Source organism: Nocardioides sp. NPDC127514 (assembly GCF_040302125.1).
Classification (GTDB): domain Bacteria; phylum Actinomycetota; class Actinomycetes; order Propionibacteriales; family Nocardioidaceae; genus Nocardioides.
In genome coordinates this window covers 50,385-64,544 of the sequence record NZ_JBEORF010000029.1, presented here as the reverse complement: position 1 = coordinate 64,544, position 14,160 = coordinate 50,385, and the positions used below count along the sequence as shown (strand labels likewise).

At 69.1% G+C, this 14,160-nt stretch carries 18 protein-coding genes; 4 read left to right on the top strand and 14 right to left on the bottom strand.

Annotated elements, in window-relative coordinates; translation table 11 throughout:
* Positions 1-50 precede the first annotated feature (50 nt).
* From ABTX24_RS22095 to ABTX24_RS22045, 11 genes are all read right to left on the bottom strand, one after another.
* Entirely contained in the window at positions 51-401 is a 351-nt protein-coding gene (locus tag ABTX24_RS22095) for a DUF2200 domain-containing protein (protein ID WP_350842606.1), read from the bottom strand.
* Between the two features lie 28 nt (positions 402-429).
* Entirely contained in the window at positions 430-948 is a 519-nt protein-coding gene (locus ABTX24_RS22090) for a TrmH family RNA methyltransferase (protein ID WP_160022960.1), read from the bottom strand.
* 141 nt (positions 949-1,089) lie between these two features.
* A complete protein-coding gene (locus ABTX24_RS22085; protein ID WP_350842604.1) occupies positions 1,090-1,851 on the bottom strand; it encodes a methyltransferase domain-containing protein in 762 nt (253 codons plus the stop codon).
* A gap of 11 nt (positions 1,852-1,862) precedes the next feature.
* Positions 1,863-3,152: a dihydroorotase gene (locus ABTX24_RS22080; protein ID WP_350842602.1), complete on the bottom strand. Its 1,290-nt coding sequence runs from the start codon at positions 3,150-3,152 to the stop codon at positions 1,863-1,865.
* A complete protein-coding gene (locus ABTX24_RS22075; protein WP_350842600.1) occupies positions 3,149-4,090 on the bottom strand; it encodes an aspartate carbamoyltransferase catalytic subunit in 942 nt (313 codons plus the stop codon). The genes ABTX24_RS22080 and ABTX24_RS22075 overlap by 4 nt, the downstream gene beginning before the upstream one ends.
* Positions 4,087-4,662 (bottom strand): bifunctional pyr operon transcriptional regulator/uracil phosphoribosyltransferase PyrR, encoded by a 576-nt coding sequence (pyrR, locus tag ABTX24_RS22070; RefSeq protein WP_350842598.1) that lies wholly within the window; start codon positions 4,660-4,662, stop codon positions 4,087-4,089. The genes ABTX24_RS22075 and pyrR overlap by 4 nt, the downstream gene beginning before the upstream one ends.
* A gap of 62 nt (positions 4,663-4,724) precedes the next feature.
* The gene (locus tag ABTX24_RS22065; RefSeq protein ID WP_350842596.1) at positions 4,725-5,735 is read right to left on the bottom strand and encodes an NADPH:quinone reductase; all 1,011 of its coding nucleotides are present in this window, start codon (positions 5,733-5,735) and stop codon (positions 4,725-4,727) included.
* Positions 5,736-5,759: 24 nt separating this feature from the next.
* Positions 5,760-6,941 carry a MinD/ParA family ATP-binding protein gene (locus tag ABTX24_RS22060; RefSeq protein WP_201450998.1) on the bottom strand — a complete coding sequence of 394 codons (1,182 nt, stop codon included), beginning with the start codon at positions 6,939-6,941 and terminating at the stop codon, positions 5,760-5,762.
* A gap of 173 nt (positions 6,942-7,114) precedes the next feature.
* Complete coding sequence (gene nusB / locus ABTX24_RS22055) at positions 7,115-7,528, bottom strand: transcription antitermination factor NusB (protein WP_160022948.1); 414 nt, start codon at positions 7,526-7,528, stop codon at positions 7,115-7,117.
* Between the two features lie 3 nt (positions 7,529-7,531).
* Positions 7,532-8,098, bottom strand: a complete 567-nt coding sequence (efp, locus tag ABTX24_RS22050) for an elongation factor P (RefSeq protein WP_160022946.1) — start codon at positions 8,096-8,098, stop codon at positions 7,532-7,534.
* 119 nt (positions 8,099-8,217) lie between these two features.
* Positions 8,218-8,673, bottom strand: a complete 456-nt coding sequence (locus ABTX24_RS22045) for a type II 3-dehydroquinate dehydratase (RefSeq protein WP_350842594.1) — start codon at positions 8,671-8,673, stop codon at positions 8,218-8,220.
* Positions 8,674-8,743: 70 nt separating this feature from the next.
* Between ABTX24_RS22045 and ABTX24_RS22040 the strand changes: the two genes are divergently transcribed.
* The gene (locus tag ABTX24_RS22040; protein WP_160022942.1) at positions 8,744-9,349 is read left to right on the top strand and encodes a TetR/AcrR family transcriptional regulator; all 606 of its coding nucleotides are present in this window, start codon (positions 8,744-8,746) and stop codon (positions 9,347-9,349) included.
* Between the two features lie 36 nt (positions 9,350-9,385).
* Positions 9,386-10,543 carry an acyl-CoA dehydrogenase family protein gene (locus ABTX24_RS22035; protein WP_350842592.1) on the top strand — a complete coding sequence of 386 codons (1,158 nt, stop codon included), beginning with the start codon at positions 9,386-9,388 and terminating at the stop codon, positions 10,541-10,543.
* An 8-nt stretch (positions 10,544-10,551) separates the two neighbouring features.
* Here the strand turns inward: ABTX24_RS22035 and ABTX24_RS22030 are convergent, their stop codons facing one another.
* Together ABTX24_RS22030 and ABTX24_RS22025 are read right to left on the bottom strand one after the other, a co-directional pair.
* Positions 10,552-11,412, bottom strand: a complete 861-nt coding sequence (locus ABTX24_RS22030; protein WP_350842590.1) for a nucleotidyl transferase AbiEii/AbiGii toxin family protein — start codon at positions 11,410-11,412, stop codon at positions 10,552-10,554.
* Positions 11,393-11,959, bottom strand: a complete 567-nt coding sequence (locus ABTX24_RS22025) for a type IV toxin-antitoxin system AbiEi family antitoxin domain-containing protein (protein WP_350842589.1) — start codon at positions 11,957-11,959, stop codon at positions 11,393-11,395. The genes ABTX24_RS22030 and ABTX24_RS22025 overlap by 20 nt, the downstream gene beginning before the upstream one ends.
* Positions 11,960-12,042: 83 nt before the next feature.
* On the opposite strand from ABTX24_RS22025, the gene ABTX24_RS22020 reads away from it, so the two are divergent.
* On the top strand, positions 12,043-12,432 hold the full coding sequence (locus tag ABTX24_RS22020) for a helix-turn-helix domain-containing protein (RefSeq protein ID WP_350842587.1): 390 nt from the start codon (positions 12,043-12,045) through the stop codon (positions 12,430-12,432).
* Between the two features lie 47 nt (positions 12,433-12,479).
* Positions 12,480-12,941, top strand: a complete 462-nt coding sequence (locus ABTX24_RS22015; RefSeq protein WP_350842585.1) for a VOC family protein — start codon at positions 12,480-12,482, stop codon at positions 12,939-12,941.
* Positions 12,942-13,060: 119 nt separating this feature from the next.
* Here the strand turns inward: ABTX24_RS22015 and aroB are convergent, their stop codons facing one another.
* Positions 13,061-14,158: a 3-dehydroquinate synthase gene (gene aroB / locus ABTX24_RS22010; RefSeq protein ID WP_350842583.1), complete on the bottom strand. Its 1,098-nt coding sequence runs from the start codon at positions 14,156-14,158 to the stop codon at positions 13,061-13,063.
* Between the last annotated feature and the right edge of the window lie 2 nt (positions 14,159-14,160).

Genomic DNA, 14,160 nt, shown 5'->3' with positions numbered 1-14,160 from the left:
CTTCATGATGAGTAAAGAGTACGCGGCCGACGGCCGCGACGTCCAACCGATTATCCCCGCAGGATCTTCTCCATCGCCTTGCCCTTGGCCAGTTCGTCGACCAGTTTGTCGAGGTAGCGCACCTGCCGCATGACCGGGTCCTCGATCTCCTGGACCCGCACGCCACAGACCACCCCGGTGATCAGCTCCGCGTTCGGATTGAGGTCGGCGGCGGCGAAGAACTCCTCGAAGCTCGTCCCAGCCTCGACGTGCTTCGCGATCGCGTCGTCGTCAAAGCCGGTCAGCCAGGTGATCACCTGGTGCAGCTCGGCCGTGGTCCGGCCCTTCCTCTCCACCTTCGTCACATAATGCGGGTAGACGGAGCCGAAGGGCATCTTGTAGACGCGCTCGAGGTTATCCACGTTCCCGAGCCTAACCGCGTCCCCGGGGTCACGACAGCCCTGCCAGCCGATAGGCCACGAGGCTCCCGGCGACCGCAACGTTGAGGCTCGCACCCCAGCCGACCATCGGGATCTCGATACATTCATCGACCTCGGCGAGCACGTCGTCGGGCACCCCCTGGTACTCGTGTCCGAGCAACAGCACCGTTGACGCCCGCGCCGGTGCCAGCCGGGTGAGCGGAGTCGCCCCGTCGGCGAGCTCCACGGCGATGATGCGCTTTCCGGCATCACGCTGCTCCGCGATCCATATCTCCTTGCTGGGCGTCACCCAGTGAACGCACGGCCTCCGACCGCGAAGCGTGTCGCCGATCTGGAGGGCGTCAAGGTAGTGCTTCGTACGCGGCACCGCCAGGCAGGCCCCGATGGCGTCGCAGGTGCGAAGCAGCGTGCCGAGGTTCGCCTCATAGGCGACCCACAGCGGCGCGACGACAAGGTGATCCCAGCAGGAATGGCGACCCCGTCGCCGCTTCGCCCGCAACTCCCGAGGCTTGGTCTTCGCGCCGCTCATCGGCGCGTGGTGGAGGCTCCCGACATGATCATCACAGATGGCGCCTTTCAGCGGCGGCGCCGAGCCATCGACGTACGGCTAGTGCCCGGGGAGCATAGCCCAGCCTGACGCAGGTCTCCATGCAGTTCACGACGTCGCCGGTCAGGCCGGTCGCTCCGCGACGAGCTGGTACATCCCGGCGATACGTACGAACGGCTCCTGGTCGCACAGCTCGCGCTCGAGCTCGAGGAGAACGTCGAAGTAGGCGGGATCGTTCTTGGCGGCGTCGTCGGTGAGCAGGTCGTTGGCGATCCTGGTGCCGAAGCGGCCGGTGATCTCCAGCCCCGCGGAGACGACCTCGGCCTCGAGATCAGCCATCGGCACCTTGCGTACGTCATGGTCGAAGGTCACGGCCCGCTTGGTGTCCGCACGCAGCTCGGTGAGAGCGGCCTCGGGTCCGCCCGTGACCAGCTGACGCAGCACCATGCTCGCCGGGTTGGGGACCATCACCGAGAGGCGCCCACCCGGTCGCACAGCGGCCGCGAGGCGGCGTACGTCTCCGGCGGCGGCCGGGCGGTAGTGCAGCACGAAGTGGCACAGGACCAGATCCCACTCACCGTCGGGCAGATCCTCGAGACCGCCGACGATCGTGGTCAGCGACGTGCCCGCCTCTACCGCCCGACGCTTCGCCTCCGTCAGCCAGGACTCCGAAGGGTCGAGGATCGTGACGTCGTGACCGGCCAGTGCCAGCGGCAGCGCGTCCATCCCGTCCCCGCCGCCGACGTCGAGGATCCGCAGCCCATCTCCCAGGTCCGCACACTGGCGCCGGAGAACCTCCTCGACCACGGTGTAGCGGATCCGGCCCCACGGGGTCGCGGTGTAGGCACGCCACTGCGCGAGCTTGTCGGAGAAGACGTCGGTCATGGCGGTGGAGCCTAACCGGCGTAGGTCTGCTTCCCCCGCAGGTAGGTGGCGACGACGCGGCCGGTGAGCTTGCGGTCGTGCCAGGGGTTGTTGCGGGAGAGCGAGAGCGAACGGTCGCGATCCACGACGTAGGTCGCGGCCGGGTCGACCAGAGCCAGGTTGGCCGGCTCGCCGACCGCGATCGGACGCCCGTGCTCCTCGAGGCCGGCGATCCGGGCCGGGGTCGCGGACATGACCCGGGCGACGCCGGCCCAGTCCAGCAGACCCGAGGAGACCATGACGGTCGAGACGACCGAGAGCGCCTCCTCGAGCCCGAGCATCCCGAAGGCCGCGTCGACGAAGGCGTGCTCCTTGTCCTGTCGAGCGTGCGGGGCGTGGTCGGTGGCGACCGCGTCGATGGTGCCGTCGGCCAGCGCCGCCCTCAGGGCCTCGACGTCCTCGGCAGGGCGCAGGGGCGGGTTGACCTTGAAGGTCGGGTCGTAGCCGGCGAGCAGGTCGGTCGTCAGCAGCAGGTGGTGCGGGGTGACCTCCGCGGTGACCGCCCAGCTGCCGTCCTTCTCCGCCTGCGCCTTCGCCCAGCGCAGCACCTCGACGGTGCCTGCGGTCGAGGCGTGGGCGACGTGCACGCGCGAGCCGGTGTGGCGGGCGAGCATCACGTCGCGGGCGACGATGACCTCCTCCGCGACTCCCGGCCAGCCGGGCAGACCGAGCCGGCCGGAGAGCTCGCCCTCGTGGCAGCAGGCCGAGCCGTAGGGCGCCAGCGACGGGTCCTGGGAGTGCTGGGAGATCACGCCGCCGAACGCCTTGACGTACTCCAGCGCCCGTCGCATCACCCTCGGGTCCGAGACGCAGCGGCCGTCGTCGGAGAAGACCTTGACGCCCGCCCGGGAGCGGTTCATCAGGGACAGCTCGGCGAGCTCCTCGCCGGCCAGGCCCTTCGTCACCGCACCGACCGGGAACACGTCGGCCAGACCGGCCTCGCGGCCGAGGTCCCACACCGAGACCGCGGCCTCGGCCGTGTCGGTGACGGGCGAGGTGTTGGCCATCGCCAGTACGGCGGTGTAGCCGCCGGCGGCAGCCGCCGCCGCGCCCGAGGCGACCGTCTCGGCGTCCTCGCGGCCCGGCTGACGCAGGTGGGTGTGCAGGTCGACCAGCCCCGGGAGGAGGACGAGCCCGGAGGCGTCGACCACCTCGTCGACGGTCGCGGACAGCGTGCCGATCTCTCGGATCACTCCCCCGTCGACGTGGACATCGGTCGGCTCGGCCCCGAGGACGGAGACTCCCTTGATCAACAGGCTCATGCGGACTCCTCGCCGGCAAGCAGGTGGTAGAGGACGGACATCCGGATCGCGACCCCGGCCGAGACCTGGTCGAGGATCCGCGAGGAGGCGGCATCGGCGGCCTCAGGAGAGATCTCCAGGCCACGGTTCATCGGCCCCGGGTGCAGGATCGGCGCGCCCTCGCGCAGCATTCCGAGCCGCTGACGGGTGAGCCCGTAGCCGACGGTGTACTCTCTCGACGTCGGGAAGTAGCCGCCGCTCATCCGCTCCCGCTGGACGCGCAGCATCATCACCGCGTCGACCTCCGGCAGCACGTCGTCGAGCGAGTAGGAGGTGGCGAAGCCGTCCGCCTTGGCCCACTCGGCGATGCCCGAGGGCATCAGCGTGGGCGGGGCGACGGCGACCACGGAGGCTCCGAGCTTGGTCAGCGACTTCACGTTGGACCGGAACACCCGCGAGTGGGTCAGGTCGCCGACGATCGCGATCCGCTTGCCCTCCAAGGAGCCGGGCCCGCCGAGCTGGCGCTGGAGCGTGTAGCCGTCGAGTAGAGCCTGGGTCGGGTGCTCGTGCATCCCGTCGCCGGCGTTGATCACGGGGATGTCGAGCCAGCCGGCGACCTGATGGGCCGCGCCGGAGGCCGAGTGACGCATCACCAGGCCGTCGACGCCCATCGCGGTCACGGTCAGCACGGTGTCGCGCAGCGACTCCCCCTTCGAGGTCGAGGAGCCCTTCGCCGACAGGTTGATCACGTCGGCCGAGAGCCACTTCCCCGCGATCTCGAACGAAGACCGGGTGCGGGTCGAGTCCTCGAAGAAGAGGTTGATCACCGTACGCCCGCGCAGCGCCGGGAGCTTCTTGACCTCACGCTTCTGGACGTCGTGCATCTCGGCGGCGGTCGCGAAGAGCTGCTGGATCTCCTCCGCGCTCACGTCGTCGATGGACAGCAGATGCTTTGTCATGCCGGAACCCCCTCGAGCTCCACGATGCGTACCTCGTCGATGCCGTCGATCTCCTCCAGGCGCAGCCCGACCCGCTCGGAGCGGGCGGTGGGGAGGTTCTTGCCGACGTGGTCGGCCCGGATCGGCAGCTGCCGGTGGCCGCGGTCGACGAGAACGGCCAGACGTACGACGGCAGGGCGGCCGTAGTCTGCCAGGGCGTCGAGCGCGGCGCGGACGGTGCGGCCCGAGAAGAGCACGTCGTCGACCAGCACCACGGTCTTGCCGTCGATGCCGCCCGGCGGGATATCGGTGTGGTGCGGAGCGCGGGTCGGGTGGGTGCGCAGGTCGTCGCGGTACATCGTCACGTCGAGCGCGCCGTGGGCGACCGGGTGCCCTTCGGCGGCCTCGATCCGTGCGGCGATCCGCTTGGCCAGCGGCACCCCGCGGGTGTGCAGACCCAGCAGCACCAGGTCTTCCGCGTCGCGGTTGCGCTCCAGGATCTCGTGGGAGATCCGGGTCAGCGCCCGGGAGATGTCACGGGCATCGAGCACGACGCGACCATCGGTCGACGGCTCTTGCAGGGCATCAGACAAGGTTGTGGTCTCCTTCTCCGCCTCACGGGACGGCTCGTTAAAGGATCGGGCCAACCTTATCCTCACTCCAGGTCGATCAGCACTTTCCCGACGGCCCCCGCCTCGACCGCGTCGTGGGCGGCGGCGGTCTCCTCGAGCCGGTAGTGGTGAAGGGGTACGCCGCCCTCCGGGCCGACCCGCAGCGCCCCTGCCGCGACGGCGGCGGCGACGTCGTCGGCCGCGGCCCGGATCTGCGCCTCCTCGATGCCGTAGAGCTGGATGAACTGGTAGCGCAGGTTGAGCGAGAAAGTGGCACGCAGCGGCATGGTGAGCTCGTCGCCGCCGTTGTTGGCGTAGATCGCGATCGTGCCGCGCTTGGCGATGACCGCGCGGTCCAGGTCGTTGTTGACTGCCGGAGCGACCTCGACGATCTGGTCGACGCCGTCGGGTGCGATCTCGCGGATCGCGGCGGCCGGGTCGCCCTCGCGGTAGTTGACGATGTGGTGCGCCCCGGCGGCCTTCGCCAGGTCCGCCTTCTCCGCGGAGCTGACCGTGGTGATCACCGTCGCCCCGGCCCACACGGCGAGCTGGATCGCGGCGTTGCCGACCGCTCCGGCGCCGCCGTGGACCAGGATGGTGAGGCCGCTGAACGACCCGGGGGCCACCCGCTCCACCGACCCGGAGGTGAGCGCCCGGTGGGCGGTCATCGCCGGGACGCCGAGCGAGGCGCCGAGGTCGTAGGAGGCACCCTCGGCCAGCTCGACGGCCTTGTGGGCCGGGACCGTGACGTACTCCGCCGCGGTCCCCCAGGGCTGCCCGTGCTGGACCATGAAGAGCCAGACCGGCTGACCGACGACGCGGTCGGTGACGCCCTCGCCGATTTCCTCGATCACGCCGGCGCCGTCCTGACCCGGGGTCGCCTCGGGAGTCGTCAAGGTTGCGCTCAGGCCGGCGCGTACCTTCCAGTCGGTGGGGTTGACCCCCGCCCGCACCAGTCTGACCAGGACCTCGCCCGGGCCGGGCTTCGGCACCGGGCGCTCGGTCAGACGCATGGCGGAGGAGGGACCGTTCTCGGAGTAGACGACTGCGCGCATGACTCCGACGTTAGCGGCCGATGGCTAGAGCGCGTGCGCCATCCCAGCACAGGCCTTGAGCCACGACATCTTGGTGTCCTCCGAGAGCTGGGAGTACTGCACCGTGGAGCCCGCGACGAGCACCGGGTCGAACGGGACCCGGTAGACCCCGCGGGTGCGCTGCTGGTAGACCTCGGTGAGGTCGCGGGCCAGGTTGGTGTCGACCTTCGGGGACGGGTCGGAGAGCACGGTGATCGTCTTCAGCTTGAGGTCGGCGTAGCCGGACTCCTGGAGCGCGTCGAGCATCCACAGGCCGCTGTAGCCGGTGTCCTCGCGCACCGTCGAGGTCACCACCAGCAGGTCGGCGGTGTCGGCCGCGGCCAGCCAGTTCTCGGCACGCATGTTGTTGCCGGTGTCGACCAGGATCACCTTGTAGAAGCGCTCCAGCAGCTGGTGCACCTGCGCGAAGTCGTCGGCGTGGATCTGGCCGGTGACATCGGGCCGCTCGTCGGAGGCGAGCACATCGAAGTGGGCGTCGCCCTGGGAGCGTACGAAGGCACCGAGGTCGCCGATGCGGGACTGGTAGACGTTGTTGAACGCGGCCAGGTTGTCGAGCAGCTCGCGGGTGGTGTTGCGGTGGGTGCTCCGCATACCGCGGATGCCGAGGGTGCCGCGGGTCTCGTTGTTGTCCCAGGCCACGATCCCGCCACCGCGCACGGTGCCGAAGGTGTAGCCCGCCGCGAGCACGCCGGTGGTCTTGGCAGCGCCGCCCTTGGGGTTGATGAAGACGATCGTGCGCGGTCCGTCGAAGTCCCGCTGGATCATCGCCCGGTCCTGCTCATAGGCGACCTCGTCCTGCCCCATCTTCGGGCTGATCAGCCCGCCGGACATCCTGCGGATCGCGCCTCGCCAGCCCCAGGTCGCGGGGCCGAACCCGGCCGACTCCGCGCGCCGGTCGAGGAAGTCGGTCGCGCTGGGGACCTCCTGCCCGTGAACGGCCGGGGGTGGCGGCGTCACCGCCACCGGAGGGGGCGGGGCGGGTGTCGTGGTGACCTGTGGGTTGGTGATGCGAGTCGCCTCCTGACTCGGGTCCGGATGGGGCTGGCTGGGGGGCGTCACCGGCCTTCCCGCCGTGTTCGGCGGGGGCGGCGTCACCCAGTGCGAGGGTGTGCCGGCCGGCCGGGTGCGCGAGTCCGGCTCGTCGTAGGGGTTGTTCTCCTGCGTCATGCGCTCTCCGAATACGGGTGCTTGGTTACGGCCTCCATCACAGCCTTGGGTCCAAACATACGGTCCCGACCGAAGCAATCGTCGATAACCGGAAAACACACGCGTCGCGCCGCACCCGAAATGACGCCACGCCTGCCCGGAACGGTCCCGGACAGGCGTACGTCTCGTGCCGATCAGGCCTTGGCGAGGTCCTTCGCGACCGCGGCGAGCACGCCGTTGACGAAGGACGGCGAGTCGTCGGTCGACAGCTCGGTCACCAGTGCGGTGGCCTCGCTGATCGCGACCTCGGAGGCGACATCGCCGTCGAGGAGCTCCCAGACGCCGAGGCGGAGAACGTTGCGGTCGACCGCGGGCATCCGGGCCAGCGACCAGTCCTTGGCGAAGGCGGCGATCAGAGCGTCGATGCGCTCGGACTCGGCGACCACGCCACGGACGAGCTTGACCGTGAAGGGGTTGTTGGGCACCTCACCCTCGCGGATCTGCTGGTCGAGCAGATCACCGGCGGAGAGTCCACGGGCCTCAGCGGCGAAGAGCAGGTCGAGCGCGCGCTTACGGGCCTTGGTGCGGGCGGTGGCGACGTGAGCCACAGGTCAGCCCTTGACGCGGGAGAGGTAGGAACCGCCCTCGCGGGTGTCGACCTTGATCTTCTCGCCCTGCTCGATGAAGAGCGGCACCTGGATCTCGGCGCCGGTCTCCAGGGTGGCGGGCTTGGTGCGGCCGGTGGCCGAGTCACCCATGACGCCGGGCTCGGTGTAGGAGATGACGAGCTCGACCGACGGCGGGAGCTCCACGAAGAGCACGCGACCCTCGTTCGTGGCCAGGATGACCTCCTGGTTCTCCAGGAGGAAGCCCGCGCTGTCGCCGATGATCTCCGGGCCGACCTCGACCTGGTCGAAGTCGGCGACGTCCATGAAGACGAAGTTCGAGCCGTCGTTGTAGAGGTACTGGAACGAGCGGCGGTCGACCGTGGCGGTCTCGACCTTGGTGCCGGCGTTGAAGGTCTTGTCGACGTTCTTGCCCGACTCGACGTTCTTCAGCTTGGTGCGGACGAAGGCCGGACCCTTGCCGGGCTTCACGTGCTGGAACTCGACCACCTGCCAGAGCTGGCCCTCGATCTTCAGCACCATGCCGTTCTTGAGGTCGTTCGTCGTCGCCATAACCGTCCGTCAGCCTTCGTCTCTTTGACCTGCACCGATGCAGGCTTCATTGTCAATGTTCGTGGGGCCCGAAGGGCCTCAGAGAATCCTAGTCAACAGACGTACGCCGACCCAATCCGTCACGCGGTGCCGAGCTTCGCGGCGATGACCGAGAGCGCCTCGTGGTAGCCGTCGATGCCCTTGCCCGCGACGACCGCGGCCGCGTGTGGGGTGATGACGCTGGTGTGCCGGAAGACCTCGGGTCGCTCGAGCGGCTCGGAGATGTGCACCTCGACCAGCGGAGCGGTCAGCTGCGCGCAGGCGTCATAGATGGCGTAGGAGTAGTGGGTCCAGGCGGCGGCGTTGAGCACGACCGGGATGCCCTTGTCGGCCGCGGCGTTGAGCCAGTCGACCATGTCGCCCTCGTGGTTGGTCTGACGTACGTCCACGGCGAAGCCGAGCGCATGACCCCAGTCGACGCACATCGCGGCGAGCTCGTCGTGGGTGGTGTGCCCGTAGATCTCGGGCTGACGCTTCCCGAGACGACCGAGGTTGGGGCCGTTGAGGACCAGGACCTTCTTCAACGTTTTGCTCACGTCGGCATCCTTGCACGGTTTTCGCGAGCCGAATCTAAGCGCCCACTTACCTTTGTGTCAGACTGACCACATGACCGATGTACGCACCAGCACCCAGGCGCGCGGCGACCGCAGCCGTGCCCGTCTGCTCGACGCGGCGGTCCAGGCATTCTCCGCCAAGGGGTTCCACGGCACCAGCACCCGCGACATCGCCACGGCGGCCGGACTGAGCCCAGCCGCGGTCTACGTCCACCACCGCTCCAAGGAGGAGCTCCTGCACGCGATCGCGGTGCGCGGCCACGAGGTGATCCTCGAGGCGGTCACCGACGCGACCCGTGCCGACGCCACGCCCGCCGAGCGGGTCGCGGCCGCCGTACGCACCTATGTCCTGTTCCACGCGCGCTCCCACACGACGGCCCGCGTCATCAACTACGAGCTCGCCGCGCTGACCGAGGAGCACTTCCGGGAGATCGCGGGGCTGCGCCGCGCCATCGACACCGTCATGCGTGAGGTCGTCGAGGAAGGCGTACGCAGCGGCGACTTCGACACCCCCGACCCGGCCAAGGCCGCCACCGCCCTGCTCTCGCTCGGCATCGACCTGGCCCGGTGGTATCGCGACGACGGCTCCTGGACGCCCGAGGACCTCGCCGACTTCTATGCCGACCTGGCGCTCCGCGTCGTCGGCGCCCGCCCCTGATCCCCACCGGAAAGAACCCGAGGAGAAAGCACCATCATGCGCCGCACCATCTACACCGAGGACCACCAGTCCTTCCGCGAGACCATCCGCTCGTTCATCGAGAAGGAGGTCACCCCCGTCTACGACGAGTGGTACGAGGCCGGGATCGTCCCCCACGACTTCTACCTCAAGCTCGGTGAGCTCGGCGTGTGGGGCATCCAGGTGCCCGAGGAGTACGGCGGCGCCGGGATCGAGTCGTTCAAGTACTCCGCCGTCATCACCGAGGAGCTCGCCCGCGCCGGTGTCTCCTTCGGCGGTTCGTCCGTCCATGTCGGGCTCTGCCTGCCCTATCTCCTCAACCTCGGCACCAAGGAGCAGATGGAGCGCTGGATGCCCGGCTTCGTCGCCGGCGAGGAGATGTGGGCGATCGCGATGACCGAGCCCGGCACCGGCTCCGACCTCGCCGGCATGACCACCAATGCCAAGCTCACCGAGGACGGCAAGCACTACATCCTCAACGGCGCCAAGACCTTCATCACCGGCGGCGTCAACGCCGACCGGGTGATCGTCTGCGCCCGCACCGCGCCGGCCTCCGCCGACGACCGCCGTGGCGGGATCACCCTGCTCGCCGTCGACACCTCGCTCCCGGGCTACGAGGTCGGCCGTAAGCTCGACAAGCTCGGGCTCAAGGTCTCCGACACCGCCGAGCTCTCCTTCACCGACGTGCAGGTCCCCGTCGAGGACGTACTCGGCGAGGTCGGCAAGGGCTTCTCCTACCTCGGCCAGAACCTCCCCGTCGAGCGTCTCGGCATCGCCGTCGGCGCCTACGCCCAGGCCGCGGCCGCGGTCGAGTTCGCCAAGGCCTACGTCCACGACCGCAAGGTCTTCGGCACCACCGTCGCCTCGTTCCAGAACACCAAGTTCGAGCTGGCCGCCTGCAAGGCCGAGGTGGACGCCGCCGAGGCCGTGGTCGACCGCGCCATCGAGGCCGAGGACGCCGGCACCCTCACCGCCGCCGAGGCCGCCTCCGCCAAGCTCTTCTGCACCGAGGTCGCCCACCGCGTCATCGACCGCTGCCTCCAGCTCCACGGCGGCTACGGCTACATGAACGAGTACCCCATCGCCCGCCTCTACGCCGACAACCGCGTGAACCGCATCTACGGCGGCACCTCCGAGGTCATGAAGCTGATCATCGCCAAGGACATGGGTCTGTGAGTTGAAGGTCAGGCGGGCTGGGGCTTCTCCGAGTCTCCTGCCCGCCTGGTCTCTTCTGCCCGCGCAAGCTCGGCGATGTAGTCGTTGAGCCAGGCGCCCGCCTCGGAGACCGAGTCCAGCACAGCGAGCCCCTCGGCCGCCTCTTCGTACAGCGACCCCCATCGCGCGCCCGGCGACAGCATCGGCGGCCAGTCGTGCTCCTGACGGAATGCGAAGAGCCGCTGGGTCACCTTCGCAACCAGCTTCGGGTCCGTCGCAGGAACGATCAGCTGAAGGTCGACGAGGTCGTGGGCTCGTTCGCTCCGCGGAGCAGTGCAGGCATGGATCTTCTGAGCGATCTGGTGATGTAGCGGCTGGACCCGCACCGCGCCCGGTTCGGGGAGACCGAGCGCCTCGAAGATCTCCAGAACCTCTGACGACATCACCAGCTCGGGCGGCTCGTTCGTCGTCGACTCCAGCTCGTCGTACCCGATCTCGAGGTCGATCGCCTTGAACGTCTTGCGAGCGAACTTGAGCCGCACTCTGAACGGCTGCATGACGTACGCGTCCGGGACCGACCCGGGCGCACGCCGTTCGCCCATCGTCACCTCGCCGGTGAACCCATGCCAACCCACGCCGAGCCGATCTGCCAGCTCATCGCGGAACGCGTCGAGGTCACCTCGATAGGCGACATCGACGTCAGGGGTCTCCCTGGTGAGCCGCTCGCCGAAGCGCAGCTTCAGCCCCGTGCCACCCTTGACCGCCGAGTCGGGCAGCATCTGCGCAAGCACCACATTCGCGACCAAAGCGACCAGTCGCTTCTGGGAGATGCCGCGCTCTGCAGCCAGGGTCGTCGTCGCACGGATCAGATCACCGACTCGCCTCGGCACCGCTCCACCCATCCGCCGCCTCCAACTCCGAGAGGACCCGCTGTGCCTCGTTGTGGTCGATCAGGCCGCGAGCCGCCGCCACATTCATTGCATCGACCAGTCGTGTCTCCATCACCTTGCCACGACAGGCGAGCGCAGCGGCGCCGACACGCATCGAGGCGATCCCCTCGATATCGGCTCGGAGGTGCGGTGGCACGTGCTTTCGAACGATCTGGACGGTGGGCGGCAGCCGCTTGCGGACTCGCGCGGTCGTCGCGACCTTGATCCGACGGACGTTGATCTGCCCGAGGTCGTACGCAGCCAGCGCCGACTCGTCCGCCAGGACAGCGTCCGCACCGACCAACGCCACCGCAGCCGCGAACTCGTCCAGAGGCCCAGGCGGGACCTCGGCCATCCGATACACGCCCTGGCCCAGTCGGATCAGAGCTCCGCGGGAGGCCAGCTTTCGCACCTCGACCGCGGGCACGCCAGCGGATTCGGCCTCCACGAGCGTGACGATGCCGTGGCTGTCGAAACCCAGTTCGCGTAGGACACTGCGATAACTCATTGGAACCACCTCGGGCAAAAGCGTACCGAATTCGGTACGCTTTTGCCGAGCATGAGACTTCTGCGCAGGCGTACGCTCGGGGCATGACGCCGCGCGAGGACGAGAATCGCCGCCTGCTGCGGGCGCGTGACGCGATGGACCGGCACTACGCCGAGCCGCTCGACGTCGCTGCGATCGCCCGCGTCGCCCACGTGTCGCCTGCGCACTTCAGCCGCAGGTTCAAGGCGGTCTTCGGGGAGACGCCGCACCGCTACCTGCAGCGGCGGCGGATCGAGCGGTCGATGGCGTTGCTACGGGACACCGCGACCCCGGTCACCGAGGTCGCGCTCACGGTCGGCTTCACCAGCCTCGGCACCTTCAGCCGTACGTTCCGCGACATCGTCGGCACCTCGCCGACCGACTACCGCGCCCGGGCCGACAGCCCGGCCGTGCCGGGGTGTGTGGCCCGCGCCTGGATGCGGCCAGCGAGCTGAGCAGTTTCGGAGAAGCGCGCGACGGCGAAGCGCCGCAGACTGGTCGCATGCTGACCAACATCAACATCACCGGAATCTACGTGCTCGATCAGGACGAGGCGCTCGACTTCTACGTCGGCAAGCTCGGGCTGGAGGTCGGGAGCGACGTCGACATGGGCTTCATGCGCTGGCTCACCACCCACCTTCCCGGCGACCCGGACCACCAGCTGCTGCTCGAGGTGCCGGGCGGCTCCCCCGCCCACAGCGAGGAGACGGCCGCCCAGCTGCGCGACCTGGTCACCAAGGGAGCCATGGGCGCCGTGGTCATCTTCAACACCGACGACGCAGAGAAGCTCTACGAGGACCTCTCCGCCAAGGGAGTCGAGTTCACCGACAAGCCCACCAAGCAGCCCTACGGCATCGACTGTGCCTTCCGTGATCCCTTCGGCAACCACATCCGGGTGACGCAGCGTGTCGAAGGCCCGGTCGAGGTCACCGACGAGGACATCGCCCGCTGGTCCGGTAAGTGAGCCGAGCCGAGGAGGACTGAGCTCCGCAATCGCTATGACAGAGGGTCCGACCTTGTGAATGATTCACAAGGTCGGACCCTCTGTCATAGCGATCCGCTCGGCGTCCAGCGGAGGGCGTCCTAACCCGCTACCACCGCGTACGCCTCGCGCAGCTGCTCCTCCGACGGTCCGGTGAGGATGCGCGGGGTGGCGAGGTCGTGGAGGACGAGGAAGCGGAGGACCGAGCCGCGGGCCTTCTTGTCGACCCGCATCGCGCCGATGAGGTCGTCGAAGCCCGCATCGACGCCGAGCTCCTTGACGGTGGTCGGGAGGCCGACCTTCGCAAACGTCGGCGCATGCCGGGCGGCGACGTCGTCGGAGAGGACTCCGGCGAGACGGGCGAGCTCGGCGGCGTACACGCAGCCGACGGCGACCGCGTCGCCGTGGCGGATCGAGAAGCCGGAGTGCTTCTCGAGCGCGTGCGCGAGGGTGTGGCCGTAGTTGAGCGTCTCGCGGCCTGGGTGGCCGTCGGCGCCGCCGGTCTCCTTCAGGTCGGCGGCGACGACCTCGGCCTTGACCCGGATCGCACGCTCGACCAGCTCGGCGAGAACGGGCGAGGACGCGGTGATCTTGTCCGTCTCGTCGACCAGACGCAGGATCTCGGGGTCGGCGATGAAGCCGCACTTGACGACCTCGCCGAGCCCGGCGATCAGGTCGGCCTCGGGCAGGGTCTCGAGCAGCGCGAGGTCGCACAGCACCCCGGCCGGCTCGTGGAACGCACCGACGAGGTTCTTCCCGGCAGCGGTGTTCACGCCGGTCTTGCCGCCGACCGCGGCATCCACCATGGCGAGCACCGTCGTGGGCACGTGCACGACGCGTACGCCGCGCAGCCAGCCGGCCGCGACGAACCCGCCGAGGTCGGTGGTCGCGCCGCCACCGAAGGTGACGACGGCGTCGGAGCGGGTGAAGCCCCGCTCCCCCAGCGCCTCCCAGCAGTCGTTGGCGACCGCGACCGTCTTCTGGTCTTCCCCGCTGGGCAGACCGAGGCCGAGCACGTCGTAGTGCTTCAGCAGCTCCTCGAGCACTGGCTCGGCGTACTCGGCCAGGTCGGCGGCGTAGAGGAAGGCCACCCGCTCGACGCTCTCGCCCAGCAGTCCCTGGAGCCGGCCGGCGAGGCCGGAACCGATGACGACGTCGTACGCAGCGGCGCTCTCGACCCTGATGACGGTCTCAGTCACTT

Coding starts and splice junctions, on each gene's coding strand:
- ABTX24_RS22090 (WP_160022960.1), bottom strand. CDS start 948: ATGAGCGGCGCGAAGACCAAGCCTCGGGAGTTGCGGGCGAAGCGGCGA.
- ABTX24_RS22085 (WP_350842604.1), bottom strand. CDS start 1,851: ATGACCGACGTCTTCTCCGACAAGCTCGCGCAGTGGCGTGCCTACACC.
- ABTX24_RS22080 (WP_350842602.1), bottom strand. CDS start 3,152: ATGAGCCTGTTGATCAAGGGAGTCTCCGTCCTCGGGGCCGAGCCGACC.
- ABTX24_RS22075 (WP_350842600.1), bottom strand. CDS start 4,090: ATGACAAAGCATCTGCTGTCCATCGACGACGTGAGCGCGGAGGAGATC.
- ABTX24_RS22065 (WP_350842596.1), bottom strand. CDS start 5,735: ATGCGCGCAGTCGTCTACTCCGAGAACGGTCCCTCCTCCGCCATGCGT.
- ABTX24_RS22060 (WP_201450998.1), bottom strand. CDS start 6,941: ATGACGCAGGAGAACAACCCCTACGACGAGCCGGACTCGCGCACCCGG.
- efp (WP_160022946.1), bottom strand. CDS start 8,098: ATGGCGACGACGAACGACCTCAAGAACGGCATGGTGCTGAAGATCGAG.
- ABTX24_RS22040 (WP_160022942.1), top strand. CDS start 8,744: ATGACCGATGTACGCACCAGCACCCAGGCGCGCGGCGACCGCAGCCGT.
- ABTX24_RS22035 (WP_350842592.1), top strand. CDS start 9,386: ATGCGCCGCACCATCTACACCGAGGACCACCAGTCCTTCCGCGAGACC.
- ABTX24_RS22025 (WP_350842589.1), bottom strand. CDS start 11,959: ATGAGTTATCGCAGTGTCCTACGCGAACTGGGTTTCGACAGCCACGGC.
- ABTX24_RS22020 (WP_350842587.1), top strand. CDS start 12,043: ATGACGCCGCGCGAGGACGAGAATCGCCGCCTGCTGCGGGCGCGTGAC.
- ABTX24_RS22015 (WP_350842585.1), top strand. CDS start 12,480: ATGCTGACCAACATCAACATCACCGGAATCTACGTGCTCGATCAGGAC.